Genomic DNA, 16,524 nt, shown 5'->3' on the forward strand with positions numbered 1-16,524 from the left:
TCAATTCAGCTGTCTCTTTTGGATTTTCTTTCTTCCGTTTCTCACAATTGAGAACCGGTATACATTCTCCTACTACTATAAGGAGTGTATAAACTGTTTTCCTTTGTCTGTTAAATAGTACTGCTGTTTGCTACTGGTAGGTTTGTACGGGGATGGTTACTTGCTGGGAGACTTGTTCGCTTGATGGCAAGGTTACTCTTATTTCTGTCCCTAATCCTTTCCCTATTTCATTCCTTAATTATGACAATAGATTATTAATAGCTCCGTCTTTGATAGAAAAGTGAAAGTGGAGATCAAGGCAAATAAGCTAAATATTTGAACTTAATTATTAACCTTTTGAAATATTTATTATGATGGAATATGATAAACTAAATGAAATAGAAATATACAAATCTTCTGATGCTGAAATTGAGGTCCACGTAACACTTCAAGGCGATACGGTCTGGCTAAACCGTCATCAAATGGCTTTGTTGTTTGACCGTGATGTCAAGACTATAGGTAAGCATATCAATAATGTATTCAACGAAGAGGAATTGGAAGAGAATTCAACTGTCGCAAAATTTGCGACAGTTGCCAAATGTGCAAAAGTTTATCAAGTCGAGTACTACAAATTGGACGTTATCATTTCCTTTTTTTACGCTCTAAACTTTTGACTGTGGTGTCAATAAAAGCAACAAAATCTTTCTCGACTTTGGACAGTTCATTTTGGGTTTTCTCCTTGTACTTAGCATATTCTAGCTCTGCCTTTTTTAGCGCTTGATCATGACTGACGGTACCCGCATCTTGCAATACGTCATTGCCTACCATACGCAGAAAATCATCTAGGCGTGTTACCCAGTCTTGCATATACATGGGCTTGCGATTGAGTGCCTGCAACTCGGCCAATTCCAGGTAAGCAGTGACGGTACGATTGAGAATATCGAGTTCTTCTTCCGTCAGGTAGTTCTTCGCTACTTGCGTCTCCAACTTACTTGGCTGCTCGCCTTTGAAGTTCGTTAACCCCAGATTTGGCTTGTCAGCATCGATACGCTTATAAATAACCTCTGCCGCTGTATTTCCATGCGCAGCAAAGTGCATCTTATTCTGCACAGTCTTGAAAAACAGTTGTGATACCTCTGTCTTGGGATCGTAGTCAATACTGGTGGCATATATATCCAATACTTTGCGCCAGAAGACCTTTTCTGAGGAGCGTATATCACGGATACGAGCCAACAATTCATCAAAGTAGTTGCCTCCTCCGGATTGCTTGAGCAGCTCATCGTTCATAGTAAAGCCCTTGACAATGTACTCACGCAGACGTGCTGTTGCCCATTGGCGAAACTTGGTACCCTGATGACTCTTGACACGGTAGCCTACGGAGATAATGACGTCGAGATTGTAATAAGTCGTTTCATAGTTTTTCCCGTCAGCCGCAGTTGTTCGGTATTTCCGAACAACTGAAATTTCGTCCAATTCGCCCTCTTTAAAAATATGTTTAATATGTTCGCTAACAGTTGACTTTGACTTTTGAAAAAGTTCACATAACTGTGCCTGTGTCAACCAGACGGTCTCATTCTCCAAACGGGTCTCAATGCGGGTGCTGCCGTCATCGCTCTGATAGATGATTATATCGCTCTGCTGTTCCATGGTCTAAAAGTTTAAAATATCGTGCAACAGTCTGTCACTTATTATGAAAAGTATGCGTCATCAAAACTAACGTATGGTGTTAATACGGTTTTAAGTATGCAAAATAGCTAATTTTACAAGGATAAGCAAGGCGTATTTGGTGTAAATATCTAACTCCATTGTCGCTATGGTGTAGCGACAATCTGTTTACCGTAGCTGCGCATTGCTGATTATACTAATCAAATCTCTTCTTTGAATTTTTGAAATGAAAAACTATCTTTACAAAAAAACACAACAAGCTGATTATTAATACATTATTATATTTATTATAAATAATAAAATGAAATTAGAAACCATAAAGGCTACGACTAGAGAACAGATACTTAAGGACGTTGACGACACAGCTAAGCAGTTGCTGAACCAAGTATTGCAAATTGGTAAATCTATTTACCGACTAACGGAAATCGAGTTTTATATTAAGACCAAAAACAATGATTTGTTTAATGATCCGTATATCTACGGCCATGACTTACAGCTGCAGACTGGAAAACTTTACGCGCATGCATCGGGTATTGATATCACTCTGGGAAATGATGATCTATACGTAGGTGTACTATTACGTGGTATAGCCAAGCTTAGGGATGAAAGATCGTCCGATACGGACTCAACTATCAATGAGCACTATAATCTGGAAAAGATTATCTCCGGCCCACATAAGGTAGCCACGGAATTGATCTCTAACTTATCCTTCGACACGATCAATACGCTCTCCTGGTCAGAGTTCAATGAGAGAGCATTGGAGCCATTTGCTGTCACGACCAAAACGACTCGTCATGGCTTAAGTAAACAAGAAGATGACTTTTACAATCTGCCCTTAAGGTATATCGGCTTTTATCCTATTGACGTTGTAAAAGCTGTCAATAAAGATAAAAACTTCACATTGGCCAATAGGGAGAAGATTGTAATTGATGAGATGAACAAAAGAGAGAAAATAGATACGGATTTAGTGCGATCTGTACTCGGCTATGTTCCTTCGGTACTGAAATAATGCTTTATATTTCTGAGCTGTTGGAAAATAGATATCCCTCGGTCGGTCGCTGCTTAAAACAAGTAACCGAGATCGGAACGATTCCGAAGACAAAGGATATTTGGGTACGGGATTTTATGCCAATAAGGAATAGACAGGATGAGTGGATACTATTTCAATATTTCCCAAAGTATTTACAAAACCCCAAATATCGATCCTTGATTACAGACAATAAAGACGTCTGTAGTCAAATGGGGCTTGAATGTACATATTCTTCCCTTATCCTTGATGGTGGATCGGTAGTATATAGGGATATGCTGTACTTTGTATCTGAAAGGGTGCTAAAAGACAATGCTAAGTTTTCACAAATCCAAATCAGAGATATCCTGATATCATTGTTCAAGACGGATCAAGTTATCTTATTACCGGAAGAGCCGAACGATTTTACAGGCCACCTGGATGGTGTACTAGTAATTTTGGATCATAAGACCATATTGATGAATGATGGTCAGGATGAATACAATGAACAGCTGAGAAAAACGCTTATGCATTATGGTTTTGAGGTGGAGCTCCTGCCCTATAGTGCGCATAAAAATAGGACTTACCAATCGGCCAAGGGAGTCTACATGAATTATGTAGCAGATGAATCACATATTTGTGTACCGGTATTCGGCGAGAAGACAGACGAAGTGGTTTTAAAGAGACTGTCATCTTTATACCCTGCGCATTCTATTACCCCTATCGATTGTAATGAGCTGGCTAAGGAAGGCGGCTTATTGCACTGTATAAGTTGGTAAGGTGTCGCAGTTGGCTGCCATTACTGGATTGATAGCTTCGGCGATCATATACGCATAGACACGAATTATGATCAAGCTCTATGAATTTGACATTAAGAATAAACAGTTAAAAGTACCCTTTAAACCTGAGGCATGGGAGATAATACATTTGCCCTTGGTGTATAGCAAATGGGAAAGCGTCCGAAAAATACAATGGAGATTTTAACGATTATTGTGGAATTGAGGGTGTTTCGCCTGCCCCAAATGATCCTGAACCAAGTATAAAAAAAGAACATTTAATTGAAATTACAAACAGAACGCCAAGTTATACTTCTTGGCAGCAAGAAGTATGGTTGACTCATGATTTTACCAACTATCCCAGTCTTTGATTCCTTTAAGCGTCTTGTTTATAATGTCGTTGACAAATAGCTCTATATTTTCTTTGGCCTCTGGGTCAACTAGTTTTTCTTGATAACCAAAGATGGCTTGGTGTTTTAAGGTTCTTTTCTTCGGGTTATGTATTTTAAATGATTCACCGTTGCTGCCTTTTTCTTCAAAAATCAGTTTGTCTACTTCAAACTTTACTTTTTCGTCTTTAAAACTAAATGTAACAGCATATTTCCAGTAATAAAGGAAGCTGCCAGGACTTACCCTCATAGGCATGGTTTCTCCATAGATATGAATAGAAGTACCTCCTACTGTGTCAATATTTCTCTTCTTGGCATCGATAAGAACACTTTTATTTATTGTTGAAAGCGCCTCATTAAATAATTGTCTTTTGCCTTTCCCAGCATTATCAAATACAACAAAACTTTTAGTGGTATCGGATGGATCTCTGAATCCAGCAGGTGTTAGGACCATTTGCGCTTTCGTAGACGATGCAAAGAGCAGGATAGCAACTAATAAATAGACATATCTTTTCATGTCGCTAATGTAGGCAAATTGACAGATAAAGAGAATAGTTGTAGCACAGTTGTGCTATTACTAAATAGCCTTGAAGAGGAAGGAAATAGGTATTATACAATTTACCATTATTTAAAGCTACGAGTGGATTGCTGAACGACTCAAATCTGTTAACTGTTCTAACTTCATCAGTTTCTAATTCAACATAATATTGTTCAACATGTCGGGTTTGTGATATAGTTAAAGGGTCAATGTTTGTAAACTCTTTGAAGAACTGCGCCATTTTTTTCCAGTCAGTTAGAGTTCCTTCATGTATATGATCATAGCCTGCGTAAACAAGTATTTTAGCTTTAGGGTCAGTCTTTAAAACTTCTGCTAGGTTCACCGCTTGTAATGAATCTCTTGAACGGTTGCTGTCGGCATTTCCGACATCATAACTTACTAAGTTTCTTAGAGTAACCCTATCCCTCCGATGCGGTATCGCAGGCCAAACTCGTGTGTATTGGTGGATATGCGCTGGTTTAGTGTGTGGCCTTTTGTGCTAAACTGGTAGCTGTAGCCTACACCGAAGTTGCCAAAGTTGAGCTGCATCAACCCCGACAGGTCACCTTGGTTTTGCACGCCCATACCGAGCCCGATCTTTGGCCCCATAAAAGCCAATACACTCAGATCGTAGCGGGGCGACATATCTGTTCAACTTATAGGATTCGGGCATATTGGCTTCAATAGAAAATATGTCGAATCCTTTATTCATAGCCAGATATTGGATAATACGGTTTTTCATCTTGAAAATCTCACTCGAACCGTGTGAGACCTCACCTAAAGCCACGACCTTACTGTTGCCTATGAGGCGATCAAGAACCTTGAGATCTTTTGTACTTCCCTCATCTGGCTCGTATGTACGTAAAGGATATATGTACTTTTGAAGCTTAGCAAGCTCATCATGCTTGGTCTTAATCCATCCCTTGTATTCTATATTTTTACCTACAAATGCTTCGATAGGGATTCGACCAGTGTACACACCAAACTTGCCATTTGTATCGCCAAACTTTTCCATAGCCAAACTCCATTTGCCAGAGTGTTTTTCGACACTGTCCAAATAAACCTTGAACCCCTCGCCACCGGCATACCAACGCTTAGGCAAAGATGTAGCATAATTTTTAAGCTCGAAATCCAGATTTAAGCTTCTTTGTGCAAATCCCAAATAACTGCACAGACAGAATAATATAATGGCACTAGTAATCTTTAAACTTATTCTCATAAAGCTATTTAAGTATGTTGCTATGTACAATAATACCTAATATAATACTTCTCATAATTTCAACTTTTTTATCTCTTCAATAATCGGTTCAATTTTATATATATCAGTATCATTATATCCCCTTCTCTTAAAGCCTAGGCTATCCCTTACAAAAGTAAACTCTGCTTTGTCTATGTTAAAGATCAAACTCATTTTAGTTTTCACATCTTCTACATTAAAAATTTCCCCATTAATTGTTACTGTCTCCTCGATTATTGGTTCATCATTAGCAGTGACGTTCTTTTTACATGAAGTTAGGCCTAGCCCAATTAGCACGAGTGCGATCTTAAATTTAGACATAAGTTTATAATTAACTTATTTACAGGTAAGATAGCTATTATTTTTATAAAAACTACCTTACATATCCGAAACTATTAGAACTGAAACGTCAAGCGGACGAAAAGGCAATGCGGAGCTGAAACCGATGATGGGTATGTCTATTTTCATAAAATGAAAACATCCTGGACATAAAAGTTTCTGAATCATTGATAAATCGACATTCCTTCACCATTTTACCTATATCTCAACATATCTATAAATGCAGGAATGTATCGATATTCTCACAGCCCACCTATTATTCATAGAATTACTTTCCATGATATCACTCATTAATGATCCCCCAAATAACATAGCCAACTTGGTTTAATAAACATAAAATACATATCATATCCGGAATACGATAGTGTCTACTATAATAGTTAGTTTTTTTATATAGATAGATCATTATTAAGAGCAGTAAAGCAATAATAAAGCACTTTACAAAGACAAAAACTGTTGTTATAGGTATCCAGAAAAAGAATACCAGCGTAACAACATACATGATTAACCTCACATAACCTAGATTATCTTTTAAAGATTCGAATATAATTTTACTATTTTTCATACATCACAGTCGTAGTTTCTATTATGAATAATTTAACAATATGTTACTTAGGAGGAAGCCCTTCTCCTGGATCTGTAGTACTGTCCCAATCGTATGTTGTATCAGAGTCACCTTCATCGGATGATCCCCCAGCTCGGACATAACCTCCTTTCATAAAATATTTATCCCTCCATTCGTTAAAAACCTTTTCCATTGCATTAAGCCCAAGTGAGCTTAAAGTGGCAGGAAGCTTGAAATTTCCCTTAACTGCATCCCATCCTGCCGCTGCCCATGTAGAAAAACTCGTCCCTGAATCCATGATACCTTCGAACAATAATTGTGTATCCATCAAATAATGAACGCGTCCTGTATTATCAGTATAATAAGTACGACCGTTATCATCTAATTTTATCTCGCCCCCCCGCCTCCATTCCCTCCCAAGATGTGATGTGGAGACTTAACATACTCCAACTCTCTTTCTAGGCTTTTCAGGCTTAGCTTAAGATTTCTTCTCACAATACATATGTATTAAATTAAGACATTCAAAACTATATCTAAAACAAAAAATTAACAAATAAGATATGTTATCATATTATTATCATTTTGTTACACTACCGTCCTAAATAAAATTCAGAACAGTCATTTCTTGTCCCAGACAGTCTTTTTCGGTATCATTTCAATTTTGATCCTGCTTTTCATCCAGAGAATAGCTGCAATTGACCATTTTCGTCCTTATTCGGTCGTCTTATAAATGGGTCATCGATCCATTTCCAGATATTTATTTTCACGAATATATTCATCCTGATAAACCCTACAAGATTGGACAGGTTCCAGTCGTATTTCGCTTTCTTCTGAAGGTATTTGAGCAATAATATCCCGATCATCGATGTCCAGATCTGTATCATTACCGCATTCTCGGACGTGCCGACGAACGTGGAGACCTTTAGCCGTTGTTTAAGGTGCTTGAAGAAGATCTCGATCTGCCTTTATACTTTTCCCCAGCAGATCCACACAGCTCAATCAACTCATCCTTAAGGATCCCATTGGCTGAGAGTATTTCGCTTTGGTATGATTTGACTACGGTGTACTTCATGTTGGTTTTGCTTCTGGTCACAAAAAAACAGCCCATGCTGTCCAAATCCCCGAGCCAATTGTAATCCACATACCCGCGGTCGACCACCACCACGCTTCCCTTGGCCAAACTGTAGCTGTTAGCCCGCTGGCTCTCATGGACTTTACCGTCCGTAATCTGCATAAAAACGGGTAAACAACCATCGTAATCCAGGACGGTATGAAGTTTTACAGCACCTTTGGTACTGCGGAACTTTGCCCAGTCAAATACCGATAGACATAAGGGGATAATACTCGCGTCCATCAGATAGATCTTACGCTTTAATTGCCGGAGCTCCTTACGAAAATGGGTGTCTTTCTCCCAAAGCTTGTCTAATAAAGCAAGCAAAGTAGAGGTCTTTAAAAAGCTCTTGCAGCCGATGTTTGTTAATATAGGAAATATTGGACTTGCTCGGAGCGCGGCTGACGCCCATGTGGTTGAGATTACCTGTGGTGCTACGAAGACCGTTACTGATATCACGAACGGAGTCTGCTGAGGAAAATTGACAGAACAGCATGCTAACAAGATGAGTCCAGCTATTGATGCCCTTGGAATGTTTATCACTCTGGTGCTTAATGACCAGGGGGTTAAATAATTCCCTGTCGATAAGAGATAAAATCTGACTGAAAACATTTACATTTACCATGGCGGTGGGTTAAAATTTAGCGATTTCAATATAGCAACTTTTGCTGTATTAAAACACCGCTATTTTTTTAACCATTTAGGACGCTAGTGATCCAACATATCAAAATTTTACTTTTTTTAAAATATGGAAGACAAAGTTCCTCAAGCAGTAATTATAATATTTGGTCTATCTATAATATTATTGATTATTTCCTCCGTAAAATTATTCAATATTTATAATATGCTGAATGATGATGTTATTACGCATCTTGATTTTTCTGGATCACCAGATAAAAAAGGAGGAAAGATTCATTTAATTTATGGCTTATTAGTAAATTTAGGAGTTTTAATTTTGATGTGTTTTCTAATTAAGCATCCAAAATATGCCAATTATCCTGTCGAAATAAATGATGAAAACAGAAGTTCTGCTTATTTAAAAATGCGTTACCTTGTAAGTATTCTATCTCTTATAACATCAACATCGTTCTTATGGATGATACTAATTCAAGAAGTCAAAAAAGTGTAGTTATTGAAGCCCTTCCCATGCTGATTCGAGCTTCCAGCTCGTGTCTATATAATTCTTAAAGTTGAGCATGGATTCACAATGATTCCCCAGACAGTGGAGGTTTCAAGAGAGAAATAACATTATACAAGATAGCCCCTGCTGGCGCCTCAATGTTTAGAGTGCCTAAGGACATTGTTAATCCCTCTTTCCACAGAAGAACAGCCCCCCTAACTAGGGAAGAACATACACCTGCATAAATCAAATGCACTCAACACAAATTTAGTCCTTGCGGTTTAAATCACCTGGCGCGGAGCCTTATTATGAATATATATGAGAAAGCTAAATTTATCTTGTAAACTTTCTCTATTGACACCTCGGCTATATCTCAGTCCTTAGCAGGGCTTGAATTTATTGATGGTTCTTTTTCTTTGTCTCTAAACCAAGGAAAAAAGTAACATATATAAAGCATCGCTACTAGAGCTATGAATAGCACTACTAATCGGTCGTTAATATATACATGGCTGATAAAGAAAGGAAAAAGTAAAGGTATAAGACCTGATAAAGCAGAAAATAACTTGGGTCGCAATTGCCAAAACCCAAAGAAGACGTATCCTATGGTAAAAAACAATAGGCCGAATATTAGAAAAGCTATTTGGGATAGCAGCAAATATATGGTATCAGTAGCAATGAATATATACCAAATCGGAAAGAGAATTATCCAAAAAATAACATACTGGGTGATAAATAGTTTCAATGCTGCTATAAACATACTGATACCTGTTTGTTGTTAATGCCGATCAGTAATAAAAGGTAACCTTAAGAAATCGATTTTTAAACCAATTATAAACCGCTGGCGCGGAAATCTTAAATTATGAATATCTAAATATAAATCTTATATATCTATAAAACAATAGGATACAAATTAACTTTGTTAATTATAGAATCCGATCCCCTGGCATCCCTTCACTCCTTTTCGTCTTAATTCTGACAATAGATTATTAATTTTTATCTTCCTCTGTTCATCCGTCATCCACTCCGGAAACTTATTCCATAACAACTCATCGATATCTGCACGCGACATAGCACTATGTTGGGATATGGCTTTTAGCACGAGATCAAGGAGATATTTTAATTTACTAAAATTTTTAGTTAGTCTTTTTTTTCCGTTAACTTATTATAAGCTAAATATTTGAACTTAATTATTAACCTTTTGAAACATTTATTACGATGGAATTCGCTAAACTGGTCAACGGTATACAAAGTACGCACGGGGAGCTCCAGCTCTCTGCTGTAACAAAGTTACTCTACAACTTATCATTTTCACATCTATTAGAGCTTATTCTCATCACTGATCTCAAGAAAAGAACATTTGTTGAATTTGAAACAATTAAAAATGCCTGGAGTGTTCGAGAGCTCAAACGACAGATCAATATGCTGTACTACGAAAGAAGTGAAATAAGTAGAAAGCCGAAATCGAACGGGAGAAAAATATACTACGTGAACAAGGGGTATTTTATGGAAAAGAAGGCAGCACCATCCGATAATCCGGTAGCTTCAATAGCTCTTCTATCCGAGACCGTTGCAGATCGATACCTACCAGTAGATCTATAGACACCTGAAAATACCGCGATATACGCTGTAATAGCTCTATCGGTGGCTCGGAAGCCCCCTCTTCGTACTTGGCATACCTCGATCGGGTGATGATGAGATCATCAGCGACCCGCTGCTGGGACAGGCCCCGACGCCCCCGCAGAAAACGCATATTATCAGCTAGTAATGACATAACCCTCCTATATTGCTACAAATATTAGCAACAAATATACAATTCTTAGCCATAGTTTATACTAATTTTGTTAGTAATTTAAATATTTAGTGATGGAGAGGCATATCGTACATTGTGATCTGGATACTTTCTTTGTATCGGTAGAGCGGTTGATAAATTCGGATCTCATGGGCAAGCCTGTGCTGATCGGTGGCAATGGAGATCGTGGCGTGGTGGCTTCCTGCTCGTACGAGGCCCGCAAATATGGGGTGCACTCGGCCATGCCGATGAAGCTGGCACTACGGATGTGCCCCGAAGCCGTGGTGGTGCGGGGTGACCATGACCTGTACTCCAAGTATTCGGGCACGGTGACGGAGATCATCGAGGAGATAACGCCTATCGTAGAGAAGGCATCGATCGATGAGCACTACCTCGATATAACGGGAATGGATAAATTCTTTGGCTGCTGGAAATGGACGCAGGAGCTGCGCGGAAAGATCATCAAGGAGACGGGGCTACCGATTTCTTTTGGCCTATCGGTCAATAAAACGGTATCCAAAATAGCTACGGGCGAAGCGAAACCCTGCGGCGAGAAACAGGTGGTAGGTGGTATGGAAAAGATGTTCCTGGCACCGCTCTCGATCCGTAAGATACCAATGGTGGGCGAAAAGTCGTACCTCACGCTACGCAATATGGGGATATCGCAGATCAAAACACTGCAACAGATGGAGGTATTTACCATGCGCAGGGTGCTCGGTGAAAATGGGGTATCGATCTGGAATAAGGCCAACGGGGTGGATCACAGTGCGGTGGTACCATTCCGCGAGCAGAAGAGTATGAGCAAGGAGAATACCTTTCTGGCGGATACGATAAATATGGATATCCTGCGCAAGACACTGGTCGCGATGGTGGATGAGCTGGCCTACGACCTGAGGCATCAGCAGAAACTAACGGGCTGTATAACACTGAAGATCCGCTACTCGAACTTTGATACGCATACGCAGCAGCTCGCTATCCCGTATACGAATTCGGACCGGGTGATAACGGAGAAGATTTTGGAGCTGTTCAAAAAGCTCTACACGCGCCGGATGCTGATACGCCTGATCGGTGTCAAATTCAGCAAGCTGATACATGGCTCGTATCAGGTGGATCTATTCAATGATACCCTCGAAGAGATACGACTGATGCAGGCTATCGACAAGATCAGGAACCGCTATGGCGTGGAGCTGATAAAGAAGGGGATCTGTCTGTTGGATAAAAAAGGAGGTGCGAATGATGCTCAACCTGCATAGTTATTTTAGCCTGCGCTATGGCACGCTGCGTCTGGAGGATCTGGTGGAGGGTCTGTTGGCTACGGGACATGATACGGCGGTACTGACGGACATCAACAATTCGTCGGGTTCGTTGGATTTGCTGCGTCTGGGGATAAAAGCGGGGTTGAATATTCTCGCCGGCATGGAGTTCAGGAATAAGGACGAGCTGCTGTACATAGGTATCGCACGTAATAATGAGGGATTCAGGCAGCTGAATGAGCTGATGACGACGCACAACAGGGAGGCTTCGCGGTTGCCGGACTCGCCTCCTTTTCTGGATCAGGTGTACATGATCTACCCCTACGGCAGCAGGTCGATAAAGGATCTACGGGAGAATGAGTATATCGGTATTAAGCCAAACGAGCGTAATCTGATCCGCCTGGAAACTGCTGCAAACTGGGAACGCTATGTGATCCTGACACCGGTCTCTTTCATCCCGGAGGATTATAAACTGCACTGCCAGCTGCGGGCGATAGACCATAATATTCTCTTCTCGCAATTGGACAAACGGATGGTGGCGGATAAGGATGAGGTGCTGATACCGAAGGTGCAGCTCCTGGAAATGTACCGGGACTTCCCAATCCTGATACGTAATACGAACCGCCTGCTTGGCTCCTGCTATTTTGATCTGGATTTTAAGAAAATGAAGAATAAGGAGTCCTTTACGGGCAATCCTGTCAATGATAAGCAGCTGTTGCATAAATATACGATGGAGGGACTCGTGCGCAGGTATGGCACGATGGACAAGGTCGCGCAGGAGCGTATCAAGAGGGAACTGGAGATTATCGAGAATCTGCGCTTCTCGAGTTATTTCCTGATCACGGATGATATATGCCGCTATGCACGCAGCCGGGACTTCCACTACGTGGGGCGTGGCTCGGGAGCCAACTCGGCGGTAGCGTACTGCCTGGGAATTACGGATGTGGATCCGATCGAACTGAAACTGCCCTTTGAGCGTTTTCTGAACCCGAAAAGGCAGTCGCCGCCGGACTTTGATATCGACTTTAGCTGGAATGAGCGTGACGATATCTATGATTATATTTTCAACCGCTACCAGACGGGGCATACTGCCCTGATGGGTGCGATGAGTACGTTCCGCTCGCGGAGTATACTGCGTGAACTGGGTAAGGTGTACGGCCTGCCCAAAGCGGAGATAGACCGACTGGTGCATGAACCTGAAAATATGCTGAATAAGAATGAGGTGACCAACACGATCCTCTCGGTGTATAACAGGATGGCGGATTTTCCGAACCAGCGGACGATACACGCCAGTGGGGTGCTGATCTCTGAACAGCCCCTCACCTACTATTCGGCACTGGACTATCCGCCCAAAGGGCTGCCTACCATGCAGTTTGACATGTATGTATCGGAGGATATCGGCTTTGAGAAGTTTGATATCCTATCGCAGCGGGGTATCGGCCATATCAAGGACTGTCGGGAGATCGTAAAACAGAACAGGGGTATCAGCATCGATACGGGCAACCCGAAACGCTTTTTTGAGGATCCGAAGATTGCGGATCAGCTCCGGTCGGCCAATACGATCGGTTGCTTTTATGTGGAGTCGCCGGCGATGCGGCAGCTGATCACCAAACTCCGCTGTGATGATTACCTGACACTGGTCGCTGCTTCGTCGATTATCCGCCCGGGGGTGGCTTCGTCGGGGATGATGGCGGAATTTATCCGTCGCCACCATAATCCCGAAGCTGTGGTGTACCCGCATCCTGTATTCAAGGAGCAGCTGGAAGAGACCTACGGTGTGATGGTGTACCAGGAGGATGTGATGAAGATCGGCCATGCCTACGGGGGGCTGGATATGTCGGATGCAGATGTGCTGCGCAGGATGATGTCGGGCAAGTACCGCAGCAAGGAGCATCTGCTGGAAATCGAAAGTAAATTTTTCGAACATTGCCGCAAGCAGGGCTACCCCGAAAGTGCGAGCAGGGAGATATGGCGGCAGATGGAGAGCTTTGCAGGGTACTCTTTTAACAAGGCACACTCGGCTTCCTTTGCGGTCGAAAGCTATCAGAGTCTGTTTCTGAAGACGTACTACCCGAAAGAGTTTATGGTGGCGGTGCTGAACAACTATGGGGGCTTTTATAACCGCAAGGTGTATGTCAATGAAGCTAAACGTGCGGGTGCCAGCGTGAACCTGCCCTGTGTGAACAGGTCGGTATTTGGGGCAACGATATATGGAGATGATATTTTTCTGGGCTTTGACACGCTCCTGAATCTGAATGATAAACTGGCGCTACGTATCCCAGCCGAACGAATGGCCAATGGGGAATATACGAGTCTGGAAAACTTTGTACGGCGTACGGGGGCTAAACTGGAACAGCTGATTATCCTTATCCGGACGGGCGCTTTCCGCTTTATGGGATTGGGCAAGAAGGAACTGCTATGGGAAGCGCATCTATTGCTGTCTAAGGATAAGCGGGCTGAAACGGTACCGCTACTCTTTGAATTGGCGAGCCGTAAACCGGTATTGCCGAAGCTGCAAAGCTCGGTACTGGAGGACTATTATGATGAAATAGAGCTGATCGGCTTTGGGGTGTCGGGTTCGCTGTTCGATCTGGCACGCAGTGATTATAAAGGGGATGCCAGGGCTGCGGACCTGATGAAGTACGAGGGAAAAATGATCCGTATGGTGGGGGATTTTGTGGTCGAAAAGTATGTACGTACGAAAAGCGAGAAGCTGATGAAATTTGGCACTTTCCTAGATGCGGACGGGGATTTCTTTGATACAGTACACTTCCCCCCTTCGCTGGCCCAATACCCCTTGCGGGGCAATGGCCTATACCTGATCGAGGGTAAGGTGGTGGTCGAATTTGGATGCCCTGCCATCGAGGTAACCCGATGTGGCAAGATGCCGCTGAAAGCTGATCCGAGGAGTGTTTAACAACGATGAATTTGGGGTAGATCTCAGCCCCCATTAAAATTATTATTCTATCGACTATCCTTATGGTCTAATTTTAATTATCAATTCAATTGAAATGCTTTAATCATCCTATGCTTTTTCGTACTCACGGCGCGCATGTGCCCAAAAGGCCAGGTGTGTTACCTCTTTCTTTTTGGCATAGCTATCGTATACCGCATAGCCATCCGTCTGGAGATACCCTTTAAAGTTTTCAAGCATAAGCACAGCGACAATACCTCTATGTAGAATAATATGGGTTAGCAGGTAGGCGGGTTTTTGCGAAAGCATTTACCGTCTTAATCAAATACATAGCCTATCATTGATGAAATGCTTGAAAACACAAAGGAGATAAACCGGATGTCCATAACATCATACATAACCCAACCAGTTTATACTCCTTTTAAAAAAAATCTCGACCTCGGGCTTAGTCAGCTTTAGTAACGATAGATAATAATTTAACAAAGTCCTCTTATTTTTTAAAACGAGAACTTTGCTAAACAACATGACCTAAAATAGGGTTATTGGACATCACGTACCAACCGGACACTGAAACCACTGCTGCTACGTAATCTATTACGATAGATTTTCTCCCGATCATGATTGACGTAATAATACCAAGATGTCATATTGTCAAATACATCATCCGTCCAAAAGCAAGCATGATCCTTAATGTTGTTGAATGATGAGTCGCTATGGTACCGACTGCCGCCAGGAAGGATATTGAAGCCGCTTTCATTGGTCGAGCCACTATTGGGGGGCAACCACAGAAGTGTAGATTTCAACCGGCCGCCAGCAACCGAGCTTCCTCCCACTGCCATAATCAGTCGCTCCCAATCCTCTACCGACGGTAGACGCCAGCCATCTATGACGGCCGCCTGTGCTTGATCCTGCGTATATAACCTACCATATACCTGTGATACTGCTTCATTGTTTTCATAGGCAACACTCCCTGCCTGATTATACGCTAAGTTTTCGGCCAACCATTCTTGATTACCAATCCGGATGGTAGAGTACTTTTTGTTGTCCCTCGGGTCTAGGATGTAGCTGTACTTGTCCGAATTCTTCAACTCGGATCTAATAAAGTCAGGTCTATTGGTCACTATACCACTAACACCAATATCCTTGAAAAAACGGGCGGCACTCGGATCATCTACTGTAAAAACTAAAACTTCCATTTTCCTTGAATCCAACAGCTCAACTACATGCTTGTCGACGGTACTATAGTGCAGACTTAGACCATCAATACCTCCTGCTACGGCTTTTTCCAAACCTTGATGTAGCTTTTCCCGGTCTTTACACAACCAGTAGCATTTCTTATCTGGAAATATCTTTTTAAGCGCTAATATAGTTTCTAAATCAAAACACTTGAAAGAGACAGATCCTTGATTATTTTTGACCAAGGGGACTAAGAAAGGAATCATCTCCTGTCCTCCTTTTAGTTCTATCATCAGTTCCTTATCCTGGGGTACCAAGGATAATTGGACTTGGAGCGTCAACAGTTTTTCGCTTCTAAATTCATCTCCCTTGAATAATCCGTAATCTAATTTAGATAACTCATGGTATGGCGTTTTTTCGATCTTGTGATCAACTCCTGTAGTGCGAAATGTACTGCCGTCGTGCATAACTACGATAATATGGTCCGATGTCATCTTTATGTCGGTCTCTACGATATCCGCTCCTACTTTCCAGGCTAACAATGTAGAGGCTCTCGTGTTTTCGGGGGCATCAAACGATGCACCCCTATGTGCTATTATTTTTTGCCCATAGGCCCATTGTCCTAGGATGGTAATAGCCATCATCAAAGCTAAAGTGTTTTTCATTA

The 16,524-nt window shown here is 41.6% G+C and carries 21 protein-coding genes and 1 pseudogene; 8 read left to right on the forward strand and 14 right to left on the reverse strand.

The genetic code is table 11. The features are described 5' to 3' along the window. Positions 1 to 350: 350 nt before the first annotated feature. Positions 351 to 653: a hypothetical protein gene (locus G7B18_RS01230; protein ID WP_164121922.1), complete on the forward strand. Its 303-nt coding sequence runs from the start codon at positions 351 to 353 to the stop codon at positions 651 to 653. Here the strand turns inward: G7B18_RS01230 and G7B18_RS01235 are convergent. Then, on the reverse strand, positions 622 to 1,626 hold the full coding sequence (locus G7B18_RS01235) for a virulence RhuM family protein (RefSeq protein WP_164112034.1): 1,005 nt from the start codon (positions 1,624 to 1,626) through the stop codon (positions 622 to 624). The genes G7B18_RS01230 and G7B18_RS01235 overlap by 32 nt on opposite strands. Positions 1,627 to 1,945: 319 nt before the next feature. On the opposite strand from G7B18_RS01235, the gene G7B18_RS01240 reads away from it, so the two are divergent. From G7B18_RS01240 to G7B18_RS19340, 3 genes are all read left to right on the forward strand, one after another. Further along, positions 1,946 to 2,653, forward strand: a complete 708-nt coding sequence (locus G7B18_RS01240; protein WP_164112035.1) for a hypothetical protein — start codon at positions 1,946 to 1,948, stop codon at positions 2,651 to 2,653. Beyond that, positions 2,653 to 3,429: an agmatine deiminase family protein gene (locus G7B18_RS01245; protein ID WP_164121923.1), complete on the forward strand. Its 777-nt coding sequence runs from the start codon at positions 2,653 to 2,655 to the stop codon at positions 3,427 to 3,429. Before G7B18_RS01240 ends, G7B18_RS01245 begins: the two co-directional genes overlap by 1 nt. Positions 3,430 to 3,575: 146 nt before the next feature. Next, positions 3,576 to 3,797 (forward strand): CbrC family protein, encoded by a 222-nt coding sequence (locus G7B18_RS19340; RefSeq protein ID WP_164112059.1) that lies wholly within the window; start codon positions 3,576 to 3,578, stop codon positions 3,795 to 3,797. On the opposite strand, the gene G7B18_RS01255 is transcribed toward G7B18_RS19340, so the two are convergent. The 9 genes from G7B18_RS01255 to G7B18_RS19350 form a co-directional block, all read right to left on the reverse strand. Then, entirely contained in the window at positions 3,775 to 4,332 is a 558-nt protein-coding gene (locus G7B18_RS01255; RefSeq protein ID WP_164112037.1) for a hypothetical protein, read from the reverse strand. The genes G7B18_RS19340 and G7B18_RS01255 overlap by 23 nt on opposite strands. A gap of 4 nt (positions 4,333 to 4,336) precedes the next feature. Next, entirely contained in the window at positions 4,337 to 4,696 is a 360-nt protein-coding gene (locus G7B18_RS01260) for a hypothetical protein (protein ID WP_164121924.1), read from the reverse strand. A 65-nt stretch (positions 4,697 to 4,761) separates the two neighbouring features. Beyond that, positions 4,762 to 4,998, reverse strand: a complete 237-nt coding sequence (locus G7B18_RS19345; RefSeq protein ID WP_164121925.1) for a type IX secretion system membrane protein PorP/SprF — start codon at positions 4,996 to 4,998, stop codon at positions 4,762 to 4,764. Beyond that, the gene (locus G7B18_RS01270) at positions 4,916 to 5,572 is read right to left on the reverse strand and encodes an erythromycin esterase family protein (protein ID WP_164112040.1); all 657 of its coding nucleotides are present in this window, start codon (positions 5,570 to 5,572) and stop codon (positions 4,916 to 4,918) included. Before G7B18_RS01270 ends, G7B18_RS19345 begins: the two co-directional genes overlap by 83 nt. Positions 5,573 to 5,623: 51 nt before the next feature. Continuing rightward, positions 5,624 to 5,911, reverse strand: coding sequence for a hypothetical protein (locus G7B18_RS01275; protein ID WP_164121926.1), 288 nt, complete (start codon positions 5,909 to 5,911; stop codon positions 5,624 to 5,626). A 626-nt stretch (positions 5,912 to 6,537) separates the two neighbouring features. After that, entirely contained in the window at positions 6,538 to 6,822 is a 285-nt protein-coding gene (locus G7B18_RS01280) for a hypothetical protein (protein ID WP_164112042.1), read from the reverse strand. A 346-nt stretch (positions 6,823 to 7,168) separates the two neighbouring features. Then, positions 7,169 to 7,378, reverse strand: a complete 210-nt coding sequence (locus G7B18_RS18910; protein WP_205601689.1) for a hypothetical protein — start codon at positions 7,376 to 7,378, stop codon at positions 7,169 to 7,171. A 38-nt stretch (positions 7,379 to 7,416) separates the two neighbouring features. Beyond that, entirely contained in the window at positions 7,417 to 7,932 is a 516-nt protein-coding gene (locus G7B18_RS18915) for a transposase (protein ID WP_205600227.1), read from the reverse strand. After that, positions 7,883 to 8,230 carry a DUF4372 domain-containing protein gene (locus G7B18_RS19350; RefSeq protein ID WP_205601690.1) on the reverse strand — a complete coding sequence of 116 codons (348 nt, stop codon included), beginning with the start codon at positions 8,228 to 8,230 and terminating at the stop codon, positions 7,883 to 7,885. Before G7B18_RS19350 ends, G7B18_RS18915 begins: the two co-directional genes overlap by 50 nt. A gap of 123 nt (positions 8,231 to 8,353) precedes the next feature. Between G7B18_RS19350 and G7B18_RS01290 the strand changes: the two genes are divergently transcribed. Next, complete coding sequence (locus G7B18_RS01290; protein ID WP_164121927.1) at positions 8,354 to 8,734, forward strand: hypothetical protein; 381 nt, start codon at positions 8,354 to 8,356, stop codon at positions 8,732 to 8,734. 910 nt (positions 8,735 to 9,644) lie between these two features. Here the strand turns inward: G7B18_RS01290 and G7B18_RS01295 are convergent. After that, positions 9,645 to 9,794, reverse strand: a complete 150-nt coding sequence (locus tag G7B18_RS01295; RefSeq protein ID WP_164121928.1) for a hypothetical protein — start codon at positions 9,792 to 9,794, stop codon at positions 9,645 to 9,647. A 146-nt stretch (positions 9,795 to 9,940) separates the two neighbouring features. Between G7B18_RS01295 and G7B18_RS19355 the strand changes: the two genes are divergently transcribed. Further along, positions 9,941 to 10,324 carry a DUF1016 N-terminal domain-containing protein gene (locus tag G7B18_RS19355; RefSeq protein ID WP_164112045.1) on the forward strand — a complete coding sequence of 128 codons (384 nt, stop codon included), beginning with the start codon at positions 9,941 to 9,943 and terminating at the stop codon, positions 10,322 to 10,324. Here G7B18_RS19355 and G7B18_RS01305 read toward each other — a convergent pair. After that, positions 10,227 to 10,496: a helix-turn-helix domain-containing protein gene (locus G7B18_RS01305; RefSeq protein WP_164112046.1), complete on the reverse strand. Its 270-nt coding sequence runs from the start codon at positions 10,494 to 10,496 to the stop codon at positions 10,227 to 10,229. The two genes, G7B18_RS19355 and G7B18_RS01305, sit on opposite strands and share 98 nt — an antisense overlap. A 92-nt stretch (positions 10,497 to 10,588) precedes the next feature. On the opposite strand from G7B18_RS01305, the gene dinB reads away from it, so the two are divergent. Beyond that, entirely contained in the window at positions 10,589 to 11,767 is a 1,179-nt protein-coding gene (dinB, locus tag G7B18_RS01310; protein ID WP_164112047.1) for a DNA polymerase IV, read from the forward strand. Further along, positions 11,748 to 14,684: a DNA polymerase III subunit alpha gene (locus tag G7B18_RS01315; RefSeq protein WP_205601691.1), complete on the forward strand. Its 2,937-nt coding sequence runs from the start codon at positions 11,748 to 11,750 to the stop codon at positions 14,682 to 14,684. Before dinB ends, G7B18_RS01315 begins: the two co-directional genes overlap by 20 nt. 111 nt (positions 14,685 to 14,795) lie before the next feature. On the opposite strand, the pseudogene G7B18_RS19035 reads toward G7B18_RS01315, so the two are convergent. Both G7B18_RS19035 and G7B18_RS01325 read right to left on the reverse strand, forming a co-directional pair. Next, positions 14,796 to 14,918: pseudogene (locus G7B18_RS19035) on the reverse strand (IS66 family transposase); the annotation flags it as partial. Between the two features lie 302 nt (positions 14,919 to 15,220). Beyond that, the gene (locus G7B18_RS01325; RefSeq protein ID WP_164121929.1) at positions 15,221 to 16,522 is read right to left on the reverse strand and encodes an FISUMP domain-containing protein; all 1,302 of its coding nucleotides are present in this window, start codon (positions 16,520 to 16,522) and stop codon (positions 15,221 to 15,223) included. Positions 16,523 to 16,524 lie beyond the last annotated feature (2 nt).

The sequence above is a fragment of the Sphingobacterium sp. xlx-130 genome, from assembly GCF_011007405.1.
Taxonomy (GTDB): domain Bacteria; phylum Bacteroidota; class Bacteroidia; order Sphingobacteriales; family Sphingobacteriaceae; genus Sphingobacterium; species Sphingobacterium luzhongxinii.